Annotated in this window: 3 protein-coding genes; all 3 read right to left on the minus strand. The window is 44.2% G+C overall.

What is annotated here, in order from left to right; translation table 11 throughout:
- Positions 1–24 precede the first annotated feature (24 nt).
- The 3 genes from F6K38_RS00035 to F6K38_RS00045 all read right to left on the minus strand — a co-directional run bounded on the left by F6K38_RS00035 (position 25) and on the right by F6K38_RS00045 (position 18,558).
- Positions 25–6,921: a type I polyketide synthase gene (locus F6K38_RS00035; RefSeq protein WP_287266303.1), complete on the minus strand. Its 6,897-nt coding sequence runs from the start codon at positions 6,919–6,921 to the stop codon at positions 25–27.
- Between the two features lie 67 nt (positions 6,922–6,988).
- The gene (locus F6K38_RS00040) at positions 6,989–11,959 is read right to left on the minus strand and encodes a type I polyketide synthase (RefSeq protein WP_008191797.1); all 4,971 of its coding nucleotides are present in this window, start codon (positions 11,957–11,959) and stop codon (positions 6,989–6,991) included.
- The gene (locus F6K38_RS00045; RefSeq protein ID WP_008191799.1) at positions 11,959–18,558 is read right to left on the minus strand and encodes a type I polyketide synthase; all 6,600 of its coding nucleotides are present in this window, start codon (positions 18,556–18,558) and stop codon (positions 11,959–11,961) included. Before F6K38_RS00045 ends, F6K38_RS00040 begins: the two co-directional genes overlap by 1 nt.
- Positions 18,559–18,563: the final 5 nt, after the last annotated feature.

The raw sequence follows: 18,563 nt of genomic DNA on the forward strand, positions 1-18,563 counted from the left end.
TTTGCTATTACTTACTGACTTCACTTATAGAAGTTGATCAAGCTGACTTACAGCTTGGGAAACTGCTAGATCCATTTCATCTTCTGAAAGCTGATTAATTTCAGCAGCTAGACTTTCTGAAAGCTCTGATTCTAAGGAACCTTCATCTACCATATCATCTAGTGTTTCAGCCTCACTGGCGGCTGTACTATTTGATGATAGAATCACTTTGTTTTCTAGGTAATCAGTTAAAGACTCAATATTCGCATACTCAAAAGCTATAGTTGATGGTAGTGAACAATCAAAGCTAGTTTGCAATTTATTCCTGAACTCTACAGAGGTCAAAGAGTCCATACCTAGATCAAAAAATCCTGTTTCTAATGAAATGGATTCGGGATGATTGATTCCTAAGACGAGGGCTAATTGACGACGGACATGAGCTAGTAATAATGAGCGACGTTTGCTGGGTGCTGTTGCTTCAAGCTTTAACAAAAATTCTGACTTGGATATTTCAGAAGTAGTTTGGATTGTTTCCTGCCAATCTGTAAAGAAAGGCCATTGAGCTACTCTTTCTTGCCAAGCTGACCACTCGATTGGCACAACTCCTACTTCTATATCTGATAGGTTGTTTTCCTGAGCCTTAGCTGTACTACTCATCAGTAGCTCAAGGGACTCTAACACCTGAGTTGGAGAGAGCGCACCCATACCCTGCTGCTGCCCCCTAACATCTGCTCCCCGTTCAGCTGCCTCTCCCACTTGAGCAACAGCTCCCCAATGAATGCTCAATCCGGGTAATCCTATTCCTCGACGATAGTGAGCTAAACCATCAAGAAACCCATTGGCTGCAGAATGATTTCCCTGACCCGGTGAACCCAACAGAGATGCTGCGGAAGAAAACAGCACGAAAAAGTCCAATGGTTGGTTTTGGGTGAATTGATGCAAATGCCAAGCTCCTTGAACTTTGGGAGCCATCACTTGCTCAAAGCTCGACCAACTCTGGTTTTGTAGCACTCCATCTGACAACATCCCTGCCGCATGAATGACCCCTGCTAATGGTATTTTTGAATGCTCAATTTTGTACAGCACTCTGGTGATCGATTCAACATCAGACACATCAGCTTTTTCCACGACCACTTGAGCTCCAGCCATTTCTAACTCAGTCAGTTTTTGGTTGGCAGCATCATCCGGTGCACGGCGTCCTAACAAAACTAAATGCTTGGCTCCCTTGTCCACCATCCAACGAGCCACCAGTAACCCTAAACCTCCCATACCTCCTGTAATCAAGTAGGTAGAATCCTCACGGAAACTCAAAGACTGTTCGGTAGTGGCATCAGTCTGCTGATGGTGACTAGCCACCAATCGAGCCACATAACGCCCATCTCCTCGCCATGCTACCTGGTCTTCTTGATCCTTAGACCAGATTTCTTTGAATAGTACATCAGCTTGCTTCTTTATCGTCTGGTGTGGGTCTAAATCTATGCGCACGCAGTTTAGTTCAGGGTGTTCTAAGCTAATCACTTTCCCCATTCCCCACAGTGAAGATTGGGCTAGTCCTGGTATTACCGGATAACTTGAGGGTACTGGTTGGGCACCACAAGTGACTAACCATAACTGGGGTGGTTGGGATAACCCAGCTTTGACTAATGCTTGTACCAAAGATAAAGTAGTGCCACACCCTAGTTTAGATAAGTTTTTTAATTCCTCAGAGTTGATGTTATTAATCACCCCCGCTTCAGTTGTCCAACATTGCACTACTCCAGATAACGATGGTGATTTGGCGTTTACTGTCTCTATTAGTTGTTCAAATTCTGAGAAGTTGTCGGGGTTAATGGTAAATTCTCCTGGGGCAATCTGTTGATAGTTTTCTCCCCAAAATACTAAGGTACAAACGTCTCCTTCTGAGTGCAGTTGGCTAGCTAGCTGTTGAGCAATTCCTTGTTGGTCTGCTAGTATCAACCAACCCTTTGGTGTCTCCTTCGTTGGTTCTAACTTTGTTGAAGCTGCTTGGGCTACAATCACCGTCTGTTGAGACAAAGCTTCTGCCATTCCTTCAACTTCTGGCAGAGTCACTACTTGAGTAAAACCTGTTTCACTCAATACTTTTTTCCACTGCTCCCGATTCAGCAGAGGGTAGTCTGGTCTTAATTCATAATCAGTAAATTTCCACCATCCTTCTAATAGTCCGAAGATTAAATCTACCCACCGAGATCGAGTTGTTGCTTCATACAAGACCAATATCCCCCCTGGTGCTAACAGTTGTCGCACATGGGATAAGGTTTGCTTAAGACTTGTGGTTGCATGGAGGACATTGGCCGCAATAATTACATCATATCGATGAGACTCAAATCCTTGGCTGCTTGGGTCTACCTCTATATCTAAGGTTTGATATCCCAAGAATCGATAATCCTGGAATTTCTCTTGGGCTTTACTCGTAAACAATGCTCCTATATCGGTGAAGATATATTCTGTTTGGTTAGGATTGAGGTGAGGCAGAATATAGCTTGTCGTCCCTCCTGTTCCGGCTCCGATTTCCAACAAACGTATTCCTCGGCTAGGTGGTAACTTCTCCATAGCTTTCATGATGACTTTTTCCACTATCGTGTTCATCACTTTTGCTACAGCTGAGTCTTTATACAGTTGGGTTGCTGTGGTTAAATCCCCTTGAGGGAACACCAGTTGCACTGGGTCAATTTCTCCTCGTAGTACCCCGCTTAGTTGAGATGCACAACGCTCCAATAATGTCAATGTTGCTGCTTCATCTGGATATTGACTTAGTAGACTCTGGCTTTGTTTACTCGGGTTGACTTTCTGCGCTGTTTTTTGAACCTGCCACTGCTGTTGATTAGACTGGAGTATTCCTACTTCTGCTAGGATTTGTAGTAGACGCTCGAATAGCCTTACCTGAGTTGGAACTACCCCTAAACATTGGGCTGCTGCATCTAAGTCGAAGCTCTCTGTCGGCTGGTATGACCAACCCATCTGCAACAAACCTTGCACTATATAATCTACGCTTAATTCTTCTAATTGAGTTCCGATTTCTGAGGTGCGAGCATTATCTAAGAGAGTTACTAATTCTGTGAGACTGGGAGCCAATTGCTGGGAGACTTCTACAGGATCTAGCAGAAAATCTGGAGGTAGCAACCTGCCCAAAAGACCTTTGGTTCTCCATTCTACTTCATACAACCAATTACTCAAATCTGAACCCAGAGTCATCAACAAAATTTTGGGATTAGCTTTCCTACCTTCAAAACCAATAACCTGAGCAACTAGCTGCCCATGTTGGTCAAACAATTGTATATCGGCTTTGAATTTTTCTCCTGATTGTTTATCTTTCGAGCCACAGGTATAACACCAAAGCAGATCATTATCAGAACTATTATAGAAAGTGAATTTATCTATACTGAACGGAACAAACGTTTCATTCTTGTTGCCAGATTGATCTAAAACAAGTGCGATTATTGATTGAAAGCACGAGTCAACTAGAGTCGGATGTAGTTGATACTTTGTTGTATTAAGGATAGTTTTTGGGACTTTCATTTGACAAAGAACTTCTCCCTCTCCTAACCATACCTGCTCTATCCAACGGAAACTCTGTCCTAAGTGAATCTGTCTATCCCAGAGATGCTGGTAAATTTCTGCACTATCTATTTTTTGGCTACATCTGGCTTGAATTTCTTCTAGAGGTATTAGTGATTGCTCAGCATTGGCAACAGACAATTTTCCTGTGGCATGAACTGCCCAGTCACTGATGTGACTACCATTGTTTGAAACTTGATTAATCTGTGATTCTAAAGAGTCGTCAAAGCTAATCACTTGAAATGAAAAAGAGTTATTTTGCGGTGTCAAAACCACCTGAACTGTTCGCACCCCTTGTTCCGGAATTGCCAGTGCTTGAGGAAACAGAATATCCTCGATTTGACATTCGGTTGCGGCAAAGGTTAGAGATGCCGCTGCTAACAAGAGGGAGATATGACTGGCACCAGGAACTACCACTTGTTCATACACAATGTGGTCAGCTAAAAATGGCAGATTTTCAGTGCTAAAGTAAGACTCAAAAAAGATTTCTTTTGATAAGGGAGATTGAAACTTTTGATTAATCAGAGGATGGAGTTTAGTTGTAGAGATTGCTTTTCCATCCCAATCATTAGTTGTTTCAACCCAATACCTTTTACGTTGGAAGGGATAAGTTGGTAACACGACTTTCTGATGGTTATAATCTCTGTCAAATCCTGACCAATCTACTTGAACTCCATGTACATACAACTGTCCTAAAGTAGAGAGTATCTGTTGCCATTCATCTACCGCAGGACGCAAAGAAGGCAACCAGACACCTACCCCTTCTGGCAGACATTGATGTCCCATGCCTAATAATATTGGTTTGGCTCCTATTTCTAGGAATATTTCTAAACCTTGTTGGTGCAGGGTTTCCATACTAGCAGCAAACTTTACGGGCTGGCGTATATGATTGACCCAATAGTTGGCTGTGGTAATACTATTGTCTACTTTTGTGCCTGTAACATTAGAAATTAGTGGTATTTTTGGTTGATGGTAGGTAACTTGATTAGCTACAGCTTCAAACTCTGCCAACACCGGTTCCATTAATGGTGAATGAAAAGCATGGGATACTTGTAGTCTTTTAGTTTTGACTCCCTCTGACTCTAATTGATTGACAATAGCTGCAATAGCTTCTGTTTCACCAGAAATAACCACACTTTCTGGTCCATTAATTGCAGCAATTGCGACCTTGTCTGTGTAGGGGGTAATCAATTCACGAACTTTTGACTTCTTAGCCATGACTGAAACCATCTCACCATCAGAGGGTAACTGTTGCATTAACCTTCCCCTAGCTGCAATGAGTTTTAGACCATCTTCTAAACTAAAAATTCCTGCTATTGTTGCTGCTACATATTCTCCCACACTGTGACCCATTACCGCATTGGGTTTAATTCCCCAAGATTCCCATAACTTAGCCAAGGCATACTCTATAGCAAATAAGGCGGGTTGGGTATAAGCTGTTTGGTCTAGTAGAGAGGAGCTTGATGATGGTGCATTTTGAGGATAGAGAACTTCTAAGAGTCGATATTCCAGATAGGACTCTAAAATTTGGTCACATTGTTCCAAAGCTTTACGGAAAGTCGGCTGAGTTTCGTAGAGTTGCCTTCCCATATTCACATACTGGGAACCTTGACCAGTGAACAAGAAAACTATTTTCGGTGGATTTTTGCTAGCATGTCCAGAAAATAGTCCAACTGCTTGCTCCCCAGTTTCCTGGTAATGTAGTTTTTCTACTAGTTCTTTGCGGTCAGCAGCAATAACCGCTAATCGATGTTTGAAATGAGCTCTTCCTGTGTTGGCTGTATAACAGACATCTTCTAGCTCCAATTCTGGATGATTTTCCAGATAATGGAGATAACTAATGACTAACTCCGCCAGGGCGATTTCTGTTTTCGCTGACAGCGTTAGTAGATTAATTGAACGTTCTAAGCAATCTTCACTGTTGCCTGTTGCCTTCCCCCCTTGGGGGGACACAGGGGGGGGTTGCCTGTTGCCTTCTCTTGGAGCTTCTTCTAGCACTATATGAGCATTAGTGCCACTAATAGCAAAGGAACTAACTCCTGCCACTCGTTGACCACTGGATGAGGACCAAGGTGTCAGTTGAGTGGGAACTTCTAGAGGTAGATTCTCCCAATCAATATAGGGGTTAGGATGTTTAAAATTCAGTGATGGTGCAATTTTTTGATGTTGGAGTTGTAGAACTACCTTAATCAATCCGGCAATTCCCGCTGCGGCTTCTAGGTGACCGATATTGGTTTTAACTGAACCAATCCTCAAAGGATGTTCTTGGTTATGTCCCTCCTCAAACACCGTGCCTAAGGCTCTAACTTCCATCGGATCCCCTAAGGAAGTTCCTGTACCATGAGCTTCCACATAACCTACCTGAGATGGTTCTATTTTGGCTGCTTTGAGAGCTTGTTGAATAAGCTGTTCTTGGGCTAGTTTATTAGGTACTGTCAGCCCACTACTAGGTCCATCATGATTAACCGCTGAACCACGAATCACTGCCCAGATTTGGTCACCATCTTTAAGAGCATCAGACAGGCGCTTAAGTACTACCATGCCACATCCCTCTCCCCTACCATAACCATCCGCCGCAGCATCAAAAGTCTTACATCTGCCATCCGGTGATAGAGCCTTCAATTTTGATAGTGCGGTGGTAACGTGAGGAGAGAGTATCAGTTGTACCCCTCCTGCTAAAGCCAGATTAGACTCACCCCGACGCAGACTATGGCAAGCCTCATGTATAGCTACCAGAGATGCTGAACAAGCTGTATCTATTGCTAAAGATGGACCTTGCAATCCCAAGAAGTAAGATAGCCTACCTGCGGCAAAACAAAAGCCATTGCCTGTAGCATCGTAAGGGCTGATATTTTCTAGTTGGTTAAAACCCAAATCAGCATAATCGTTTTGACCCATACCTAGAAACACTCCTGTGTGGGTATTTTCTAATTGTTGGGGGTTAATTCCCGCTCTTTCTAAAGCTTCCCAAGTTACTTCTAAAAGAAAACGTTGTTGTGGGTCAAGGCTATGGGCTTCTCTCGGAGAGATGCCAAAAAACTCAGGCTCAAACTGATCTACCTGATCCACTAAGGAAGCATGACGGATATACATTTTCCCTGGAGTATCAGGGTCAGGATGGTAAAAATAATCTGGATTCCAGCGTTCAGGTGGAATTTCTCTAACTCCATCTTCACCATTAGCTAACAGTTGCCAGAAGCTTTCTGGAGTGTTGGCATTTCCTGGGAATCGACAACCAATACCAATAATGGCAATAGGTTCACTTTTGGCAAGTTCCATCATCTCCAACTTAGCTTCTGCTTGCTTTAGCGCCAGAAACATCTGTTTGGATAATGATAGTTGCTCTTTGTTGGTAGTCGGTTCCATGAATTTTGATCCTTGACTTATTATTTGACTTTTTGATTAATTAAACTGTCCTTATTTCAGAAGTTTATCAAAGCATACTCTTAATTTTTTCTAATTGTTGAGCTGCTAGTGCTTCAAATTCCTCTTCTGAGATATCTTCGATAACTGGCAAAATCTGCTCATCTACATCTACCTCTTTTCGTTCAGGTAAATTACTCTCGGAATCTGCTACTGATTTCCATCCCATGACTTCTTCAAATATATACCGAGATAGTTTGTCAATTGTGGGATATTCCATAGCTACTGTCCCAGGTAAGGTAATCCCTAGTTGAGCTTGTAATCGATTCTTTAATTCCACTGTTGTCAAAGAGTCCATCCCCATTTCCATAAAGCCCAAATTGATTTCTGGTAATTGAGATGAACTTAAGCCTAATACCTTGGCTACTTGCCCTCGAATGTGTTCCTTTAGAATTTCCTTACGTTCGCCTGCTGATGCCTTATCTAATTGATCTAAAATTTCTCGTTCTAGCTTCTGCTTCAGAATATCTTGTTGCTGTAATTCATCTTGGTGTAATAGTTCCTGTAGTAATGAACTTTTATTTAGATTACTCCACTGTTGTGCCAATAATGACCACTCTACATATATTACACCAATTTGTCCAGTTAGAGTTTGATTGGCTAACAGTTGCTCCAAGGCAGACATTCCTTGTTCGGGGGCAATATCATTAACTCCACTGGTATGGATGCGATTTTGATGCTGAGCCGCTAAATTATTCGCCATTCCTCCAGACGCCCAAGGACCCCAGTTAATAGTTAATCCAGACAATCCTCTACTTCGACGATAGTTAGCCAAAGCATCCATAAAGGCATTGGCAGCAGCATAATTTCCTTGACCTGGTGAACCGATTAAGGAAGCTATTGAAGAGAAGCAGACAAAGAAATCTAACGGTAGCTCTTGGGTAAATTGATGTAAATGCCAAGTTCCTCCTACCTTTGGTGCCATTACTTTGGCAAAATTCTCCCAACTCATCTGTTGCAGGGTTGCGTCATCAAGTATTCCGGCGGCATGAATAATACCTTTTAGTATAGGTAAAGATGTCTGAATCTGTTCAATAATTTGGGCAACATCTTGTTCAAGAGAAATATCTCCTAACAAAACCTTAACTTTAGCTCCTGCTTGTTCTAACTTTTCTATGATTTCTTGTACTTTTTCTGATGGAGCACTACGTCCAGTCAACACCAGATGTCGAGCGCCCTTTTCTACTAGCCATTGTGCTGTATGTAACCCTAAAGCTCCGAGTCCTCCTGTAATTAAGTAAGTGGCATCAGATGCTAAGGATAGTGCTTCAACAGATGCCTGAAGAGATTGCTGAACCAAACGGGCTACATAGGTTTTTCCTTCTCGTAAAGCTAGATAGTCTTCTTCTGAGTTGTTTACTAGTAATTGCAACAGCTTTTCTACATCCTCTTCTGATGTTTGCGGGTCTAAATCTACCAATCCCCCCCAAAGCTGCGGATGTTCTAGAGACACGACTCTACCTAATCCCCACAAGGGTGAGGCAGCTACTGTTAGTTTTTCCATGTTCGATAATACTGACTGAGCGCCCCTGGTGACTAGCCATAATTGAGGAACATTGGTAGTTTTGAGCACACTTTGTAGCAGGTGCAATACACTAGCACACCCCCACAGTTGAGTCTGCTCTAAGGTGTTTAGGGTTAAATGTTCCGTAACTGGAGCATCTAAGCTCCACAAATGGATTACCCTTGATAAGGGCAGTTGACTGGTTTCTATAATGGCTTCATAAAGTTGTCCAAATTCTTCAGGAGCAGAGGGATTGAGTTGATATCTTCCTGTTGCTAGTTGTTGATATTTATCTGCTCGATAAACTAAGCTACATTTATGTCCTTGCTGTTGTAATTTTTGGGCTAATTTCTCTGCTACCCCCGTATTGTCGGCAAAAATCAACCAATGACTCACTTGAATGCCGTTTTTTAGGTAAATTTCAGGTAAAGGTTGCCACTGAAGTTGATAGAACCAATCTTTAATCCTTGCTGCTGCTAATTGTTGCTGATGTTGCTTAGTTAGTAGTTCTAAGATTTTCGGTAAAAGTTTAAGCTGTTCTGGTGAAAAGTTTGCTGCTTTTTCCAGTTGTTGTGCTAAGGTGTCAATTTCTCCTTTACTGAGGAGGTTGACGATCTCAGTATTAGTATCTTTCTCTGCAAAAGAAGCATTGCTTTGATATCCATTATCTTTTGTTTCTACCCAGTAGTGTTGTCGTTGGAAGGGATATGTTGGCAATATTACTTTATCACGGTTATAGTCTTGGTCAAATCCTGACCAATCTACTTTGGCTCCCTGTACATATAACTGTCCCAAACTAGAGAGCATCTGTTGCCATTCTTCTACTCCCGGACGCAATGATGGTAACCAGACACCCACTTCTTCTGGTAAACATTGACGCCCCATTCCTAATAATATTGGTTTAGGTCCGATTTCTAGGAATAACTCATATCCTTCCTGATGCAGAGTTTTCATACTCTGGGCAAACCGCACTGGTTGGCACACATGATTTACCCAATATTCGGCAGTGGTAATTTCCAAATTCACCTGTTGACCAGTAATATTTGATATTAGAGGTATCTGAGGCTGACTATAGCTCATTTCTTTGGCTACTGCTTCAAATTCTGCTAGCATCGGTTCCATCAGAGGAGAATGGAAAGCGTGAGACACTTGTAGTTGTTTGGTTTTGATGCCAACGGATTCAAAATTAGTTGCGATCGCTCTTACTGCTTCGGCTTCGCCAGAAATTACTGTGCTTTCGGGTCCATTGATGGCTGCTATGGCTACTTTTTCTCCTAGGGACATCCCTTTCAAAGTCTCTAGAACTTTCAACTCTGATGCCATAATTGAAATCATCTCGCCACCAGCAGGTAATTTCTGCATCAAAGAGCCTCTAGCGGCAATTAGCCTCAAACCAGCTTCTAAACTCCATACTCCTGCTACAGTTGCCGCTACATATTCTCCTACACTATGACCCATAACGACATCTGGTTTAATCCCCCACGATTGCCAGAGTTTAAATAGGGCATATTCTATGGCAAATAAAGCAGGTTGAGTATAGGCTGTTTGAGCTAGTAGGGAGGAATCTGATGAGTCATCTGTTGGATAGAGTATTTCTCGTAGTGACTTTTCCTGAAACGTTTCTAGGTTACTGAGAATGTCCTCACATTGGTTAATCGTTTCACGGAAAGTTGGTGATTCTTGATACAACTGCCTGCCCATGTTCACATATTGTGAGCCTTGCCCTGTGAATAGAAAGGCGATTTTGGGTGTTGTGTTGTTGTTGGGCAGTTCCCCTGAAAAAATTCCGGTTACCTCTTCTTCCTGTTGGTGCTGTCGGAGTTTGTCCACTAATTTTTGTCGGTTAGAGGCAACAACTGCTAGTCTGTGGTTGAAGTGGGTACGTCCTGTGTTGGCTGTATAACAGATATCGGCTATTTCTAGTTTGGGATAAGTTTTTAGATAATTTTGAGAATTACTGAGTAAATCACTAAGAGCAGTTTGGGTTTTGGCTGAGAGTGTTAACAGATGAACTGAGCGTTCCAAGTAATCTTCACTGTTGCCTGTTGTCTTCCCTTCTTGGGGATTTTGTCTATTGCCTTCTATTGGTGATTCTTCTAGGATCACATGGGCATTAGTCCCACTAAAACCAAAGGAACTTACTCCCGCGATATGACTTTTCCCATTGGTTTGCCAAGGGGTCGGTTTAGTCGGAACTTGTAGAGGTAATTGTGACCAATTAATATAAGAGTTAGGCTGATTAAAATGCAGTGATGGTGCTATTTGTTCATGTTGCAGTTGTAGAACTACCTTCATCAAACCTGCAATTCCTGCTGCTACTTCTAAGTGACCAATATTAGTTTTAGCGGAACCAATGATCACAGGCTGTTCAATAGAGTGGTTTTTGCCAAATACCTTTCCCAACGCTCCGACTTCAATGGGGTCTCCCAGGGAAGTTCCGGTACCATGAGCTTCAATATAACTGACACTGGCTGGCTCCACACCCCCATTGGCCAAGGCTTGGCGAATCACAACTTCTTGAGATGGTCCGTTAGGTACTGTTAAACCACCACTCGGTCCATCTTGATTGACTGCCGTGCCGCGAATTACTGCTAGAACATTATCTCCATTAGCTAGTGCGTCGGAAAGTCGTTTCAAAACAATCACTCCGCATCCTTCACCACGCACATAACCATTGGCAGAAGCATCAAAGGTCTTGCACCTACCATCGGGAGATAACATTTTGGCCTGAGAGAAAACAATACTAAACTTGGGAGATAGAATTAGATTCACACCTCCTGCTAGAGCTAGATTGCATTCTCGCTGTCGCAAACTCTGACAAGCCAGATGCACTGATACCAAAGAGGAAGAGCAAGCAGTATCTACTGCCAGATTCGGTCCAGTAAGTCCCAAGATGTATGATAAACGACCTGTAGCGGCACTCGGTACATTACCTGTACCCCAATAAGCTTCTGGTATTTCAGAGGTTGCCAGCTTATTTAAGTAGTCGTTACTACCGATGCCAATAAAAACTCCTGTGAGACTATTAAACAATTTGTCCGGGACAATGTTAGCCCTTTCGATAGCTTCCCAACTCACTTCGAGCAACAAGCGTTGTTGGGGGTCTAAGCTGTGAGCTTCTCGGGGAGAAATCCCGAAAAATGGGGCATCAAAGCGATCTATTTCGGAGAGAAAACCACCGTCGCGGGTAGCAATTTTGCCGGGAGCATCTGGGTCTGGGTCATAATACTCATCAATGTTCCATCTATTTTTAGGTACTTCGGCGATCGCATCTACTCCATCATTGAGTAACTGCCAAAAGGCTTCAGGAGAATCTACTCCACCAGGGAAGCGACAGCCCATGCCAATTATCGCTATGGGTTCTTTTTCTTGATTTTCAAAAGCTTCTAACTTAGACTGCAAAGTTTCTATCTGGAGAAAAGCATTTTCCATTAATGCTTTATAGTCTATGGTTCGGCTACTTTGACTTTTTTTCATTAGCTTTTTTTACCCTCCAGAGATTCTAATTTTCTAGCCAGTATATTGGCCATTTCATCTTCAGACATTTCCTGAAAACGAAATGTGTTATCTATTTCCTCTTGTTCTAAATTTTCTATTTCATCTAGGTTGGAAGAGAATTCTATTGGGATGACATCGTTTGCTAAATACTCTACCAAAGCCTCTACCGTAGGATAATCAAATAACAGTGTTGAACTTAAGTTAGTTTCTAAACTTGACTCCAAGCGATTTTTCAATTCCACTGCCATCAGAGAATCTAATCCTAAGTCAAACAAAGGTTGACGCATTCCTATTTTTTGTCCATCCCTCCAACCTAATGCTTTGGCGATCGCTGAGCGAATGTGATTTGTTAATAACTCTTGACGCTCTGAAACAGCTGCTGCTTCTAGTTGTTCTCTAAATGCTGACTTTTGGGTTAATGATGGCTCAGTAGAAATCAATGCCTCCAAGAATGGCATCTTTTGCCCACCTGGTAGTGTACTGACAAACTTTGACCAATTAATGGGCAAAACCCCAACTTGGCTGGGAGTCTGTGATAACAATGACCCCAATGCCTGCATTCCTTGCTGAGGTTCTATGGCACGGATACCAATGGTTTCCAGCCTTTGCTGATGCTGACCTGCTAAACTAGCTGCCATCCCTGATGATGCCCAGGCTCCCCAATTGATACTCAATCCTGGCAACCCCATACTGCGACGATAATGAGCTACTGCATCCATAAACTCATTAGCTGCGGCATAATTTCCTTGACCAAGATTTCCCAGCAGAGAAGACATGGAGGAAAAACAAACAAAGAAATCTAAGGGTAGATCTTTGGTCAGTTGATGCAAATGCCAAGTACCCTGTACTTTGGGAAGCATTACTTTTACGAACTGCTGCCAACTCATATTTTGCAGTACCCCGTCATCCAAAACCCCGGCGGCATGAATCACTCCTCGCAAGCTAGGCAACTCCCTTTCAATTCTCTCCATCATCTGAGATACTTGCTGGGAGCAAGAAACATCAGCAAGCTGAACGCTCACCTTTACCCCCATATCCTCCAACTGTGCGATCTTTATTTGTGCTTCAGCTGAAGGAGAACGGCGTCCCATCAATACCAAGTGACGAGCTCCCTTATCCACTAGCCACTTTGAGACCTCTAATCCCAAAGCGCCTAATCCTCCTGTCACTAAATAGCTACCCTGTGCTTGTATCTCTTTCTTTTGTTCTCTCAATGGGGGAATAGCAACCACAACCTTCCCTATATGCTTTGCTTGTTGAAGATATCGGAAAGCTTCGTGCACCTGTCCTAACTCAAACACTTGATGCGGCAGAGGTTGCAATTTCCCCGTCTTCAACTCTGTGCCTAGTTCGCTCCAGAGCTGCGCTACTAGCTCAGGCTGCTCTCGCACCATCTCCACCAGGTCAAAAACCTCATACTTGACATCCGGACGGTATTCTTGTGCTTTGCTCTGTGACCAAATATTAATTTTACCGATTTCAATAAATCGACCTCCATGAGCTAAGGCTTGAAAGCTCTGGGGAATGTACTCTTCATTGAAGCTGTTGAGCACCACATCCACTCCCATATCCTCAGTAGCTGCTTGTACTTGCTCAGCAAATTCCAGAGTCCGGGAATTCATGATTTGCTCTACTCCCTGCTGCTGCAAAAACTTCCATTTGGGAGGACTGGCTGTCGCAAAGACTTCGGCTCCCCTGTTTTGAACCAACTGAACCGCAGCCTGTCCAACTCCCCCTGCAGCGGAATGAATCAACACTCGTTCTCCCGGTTGTAGGTTGGCTAAATAGTTCAATCCGTAGTGAGCTGTGATAAAAGCTGTAGGCAAAGTGGCTGCTGCTTCAAAACTTAGGTGTTGGGGCTTAGGTAGTGCTAAATCAGCTGGAATTGTCATATAGTGGGCCAGGCACCCTATGGCTAAAGCCAACACAACCTCATCACCTACTTGTAAATGCTCAACATCAGAGCCTACAGCTACCACCACACCAGCACATTCCCCACCAAAGACTACCTGCTCGGCACTGTCAAATAGATGTTGAGTATATTCCTGCATCATGCCTAAAGCAGTGAGAACATCGCGGAAGTTGAGACCAACTGCCCTAACTTGAATCTCCACTTCTCCCCTTTCAGGCTGTCGGCGCTGCTGAGGTTGAAGTACAAGATTGTCTAAAGTGCCGTAAGCTCTCAGCCGGAGTTGCTGAGGGTATTCGCCTGAAGATTGGGGCACAAAACGTTCCAGTCTAGCTACATGGCGTTCTCCTTGTCGATAGGCTACTTGGTCTTCAGCATCAGGAGCCAACAACTCTTGCAGTAGCATTTCTACTCCCTCAGCAATGCTGGCATTGTCCGGATCCAAGTCTACACGGTGGCATTTAAACTCGGGATGCTCCAACGCAATCACCCGACCCAGACCCCACAAAGGGGATTGCTGCACATGTATGGTAGTTTGAGCTGCTATACATTGAGCTCCCTGAGTTACCAACCACAGAGGGGGTACTTGAGAATCAAACACTTCGCCTAGAGCTTGGATTAAGTGTAGTGTACTTCCACAGACAAGTTCTTGAGCTTGGTTCAACTGTTGTGAGTCACTGAGCAGACTCCACAAGTGAACCACACCTTGCAGAGTAACCCCTTTCTCAACTATCTTCTGCAACAATTGTTGGAAAGATTCCTTTTGGGTAGGACACACTTGGTAGTGATACTCGCTCAGATACCGAAAATCGTCTCCTGGTGAGACTACTACATACTGCTGATCAAGTTGAGCCAAAGAGCTTGTCAATTGTTCTGCCCAAACTCCCTCAGGTACAAACAACAACCACATACGCGATGTAGCCAAGGGTACTGTTTCCTTAACCTCTGAGGGTTGCCACTGTAGCTGATAAAGCCAATTACTCACATCTGGCTGTAAACTCTTCAGAAATAGCTGACTTGGGGCTCGCTTGACCGTGAAACCGTTAATGCGACCGAACGCCTGACCTGTTTCATCCAGCAACTGGATGTCATAAGAGCGCGTCTGCAACTGCTCGTTGACGCGGGATGGTTCCTCCACATAAGCATAGAAGCGGCTCGGTGTTGGATGCGAAAGCGTCATCTCTTTGACCCGCCAAGGTGCCCAAAACACACCTGAGTCAGAGCTGAAATCGAATAGATCTGGCGTTAGGCGTGTGCAAGCATCAATCAGCACCGGATGGATAGGTTCCCCAGCCAACTGGAATGCCAGTGCCTTTGGGACTTCAATTTCGAGCAGGCTAGTCTCCTCACCTATCCACGCCTGTCGGACAGCCTGCAACATTGGACCGTAAACCAGGGAGATACTGGCATAGATTTCAGTGAGGGTATCGGTGTCCAGTGGTCGCAACTGCTCACATAGGGCCGGGATATCTACACTCAGAGTAGGAGGTGGTGGCGGATTCTCTGAAACGCTCATACTTGCATGCTGTTGCCATTCCTCCTGCTTAGCACCATCCCGACTGAAGACTTCTACAAATTGTTTACCAACATTGTCAGCCGTATGAAGCATTAACTGTGTTTCCCGTGTGGTGTTGGACTCGGCAAGGAAGAGTGGTTGCTGGAAGTTAATATCCTCAACTGCTGCTGGTACTCCAACTGCGGCTAGGGTCATAGCTATGTAGCTCACACCCGGAATCACTGGGGTGTCATAGACACGGTGATCACCAATCCACGGATGATTGTTCAAGTTTATGTCTTGGTGGTAGATTGTCTGTCCCGTCGATGCTAACTCCAGCTTGTTGCCCAACAATCGGTGTACCTGTTGACCTGATAGAACGACAGTCTTGGGAGCTTCCACCCAGTAGCGTTCTCGCTGGAAAGGATAAGTGGGTAACGTGACTTTCTGACGAGCATAATCTCGGTCAAATCCTAACCAATCTACTTTGACTCCCTGTACATATAACTGTCCTAAGCTCAAGAGCATTTGTTGCCATGCATCTACTCCCGGACGCAATGATGGCAACCACACACCGACCCCTTCTGGTAGACATTGCCTTCCCATGCCTAATAGTATTGGTTTCGGTCCGACTTCTAGGAATACTTCAGAGCCAAGTTTGTCTAAAGCTTCCATACTTTGGGCAAACCTTACCGGTTGACGTACATGATTTACCCAATATTGGGCGGTAGTAATGCTACTATCTGCTGTTGTTCCTGTAACGTTAGATATGATTGGAATTTTTGGTTGATTGTAGGCGATTTGATTGGCTAGAGCTTCCCACTCGACCAACATCGGTTCCATTAATGGTGAATGGAAAGCATGGGATACTTGTAGTTGCTTGGTTTTGATTGTCTCCGATTCTAGGTTAGTAGCGATCGCTCTTACTGCTTCTGACTCTCCAGAAATTACTATACTTTGGGGCCCATTGATTGCTGCAATAGCCACTTGCTCACCAAGAGCCATTTCTTTCAATGTTTCTCGAACTTTAGACTCTGAAGCCATGACTGAAAACATTTCACCACCAGAGGGCAACTGTTGCATCAACCTTCCCCTGGCTGCAATTAGTTTCAAGCCATCTTCTAAACTCCAAACTCCTGCTACAGTTGCTGCTACATATTCTCCGACACTGTGACCCATGACTACATCTGGTTTAATGCCCCAGGATTGCCAGAGTTGGAATAAGGCGTATTCTAGGGCAAACAAAGCAGGTTGGGTATAAGCAGTCTGTTCCAGGACAGACTCCTCTGCTTCCAATGAATAGAGAACTTCCAGTAAATGCCTGTCCAGGTAGGGTTGCAAAATTTCCGCACATTGTTCTAGAGCTTTTCTGAAAGTCGGCTGAGTCTCATAAAGCTGTCTACCCATACCCACATACTGAGAACCCTGACCCGTGAATAACATTGCCACTTTGGGGGACTCACCGCCACTGACGACCCCACTCACGAGCCCGGTAACCTCTTCCTCTGTGCCGAAAGCCTTCAGTCTCTCTTGCAGTTCAGCTTTTGTGGCCGCTACCAAACTCAAGCGATGAATGTATGACAACCTTCCAGTGTTAGCAGTGAAGCATATATCTACCAGCTCTTGCTCTGGAGCTCTCTCCAGATGCTGACTATAGCTTTGGACTAGTTGCAGCAATGCCTCTTGGTTTTTGGCAGATAACGCCAATATATTCCATGGTCTTTCCCTCTCTACCTGAGGACTTTTTTGTGAAGATGGTGCTTCCTCTATTACCACATGGGCGTTCGTCCCAGTGAATCCAAAGGAACTTACCCCTGCCAACCGATGACCTGATACTTCCCATGGCGTCAGTTGCTTTGGTACTTGTAGCCAAGGCTGCCAGTCAATCTTGGGATTAGGTTGGTGCAAGTTTAGATGGGCTGGCAGGAGTCGATGCTGTAGCGATAACACCACCTTAATTAGTCCAGATACTCCCGCAGCTGCTTCTAAATGACCAATGTTTGTCTTTACCGAAGCCATCCACAACGGATATTCTGGAGTGCGATCCTCTCCCAGCACTGCCACCACTGCATTTACCTCTATAGGGTCTCCCAAGGAAGTCCCAGTTCCATGAGCTTCCAAATAACTAATCTCAGAAGGCTTAACCTGTGCTTGAGCTAGAGCTTGCTTGATTAATCTTTGTTGCGACTGCCCATTGGGCACTGTTAACCCACTGCTCGGTCCATCCTGATTGACTGCACTACCCCGAATCACTGCTACAATCTGGTCTCCATCAGCCTGTGCATCACTCAGACGTTTGAGCAGCACCATACCACAGCCCTCACCCCGTCCAAAACCATCTGCTGAAATATCAAAAGTCTTACACTGACCATCGGCGCAAATCATTCTAGCTTTGGAGGCATCAATATAGGAGTTTGGGGTTAAATGTAATTTCACTCCTCCCGCCAGAGCCATCTGGCATTCTCCGAGTCGTAAACTATTACAGGCTTGATGAATGGCTACCAGAGATGAGGAGCAAGCGGTGTCAATTGTGACTGTAGGTCCGGTAAAACCAAAGGTGTAAGCTAAACGACCAGCTGCATTGGATAAAGCATTACCTGTTCCTGCATAGGTGACTAATGGACTCTCTGGCTCCTGTTGCAAATGCTGCTGGAGCAATTGTTCGTAGTCACGACCATCATTGCCGATAAAGACCCCAACAGCAGCTTCCTCCAAGCGCTCTAACACTTGCCCACCTTGCTCTAATGCCTCCCAACTCACCTCCAGCAGTAGGCGGTGTTGGGGATCCATTGCCGTTGCTTCACGAGGGGAAATGCCGAAAAATTCTGGATCGAATTGGTCAACATTGTCCACAAAGTGGCCGTGACATGTGAGCATCTTACCCGGAGCATCTGGGTCAGGGTCGTAATAGGCTTCAATATTCCATCTCTCTCTTGGGATTTGCGATCGCGCACTGCTCCCCCCTTGCAACAACTGCCAGAATTTCTCTGGACTAGAGGCTCCACCAGGAAACCGACAACTCATGCCAATGATGGCAATTGGTTCGTGCAAAGTATTATTCAGCTTAGTCTCTAATTTTTTCAGAGCTAATGCAGCTCGCTGCAAAGGAGACAGTTGCTTAATTTGCTGTTTTTCACTCAATATTTGCTCTTTTTTAGTAAATTTATTCAACATAACTT

Origin of the sequence: Moorena sp. SIO3B2, assembly GCF_010692525.1 — a bacterium.
Taxonomy (GTDB): Bacteria; Cyanobacteriota; Cyanobacteriia; order Cyanobacteriales; family Coleofasciculaceae; genus Moorena; species Moorena producens.

Excerpts from the sequence above, each read along its gene's own strand:
- F6K38_RS00040 (WP_008191797.1), bottom strand. The coding sequence starts at position 11,959 with ATGAAAAAAAGTCAAAGTAGCCGAACCATAGACTATAAAGCATTAATG.
- F6K38_RS00035 (WP_287266303.1), bottom strand. The coding sequence starts at position 6,921 with ATGGAACCGACTACCAACAAAGAGCAACTATCATTATCCAAACAGATG.
- F6K38_RS00045 (WP_008191799.1), bottom strand. The coding sequence starts at position 18,558 with ATGTTGAATAAATTTACTAAAAAAGAGCAAATATTGAGTGAAAAACAG.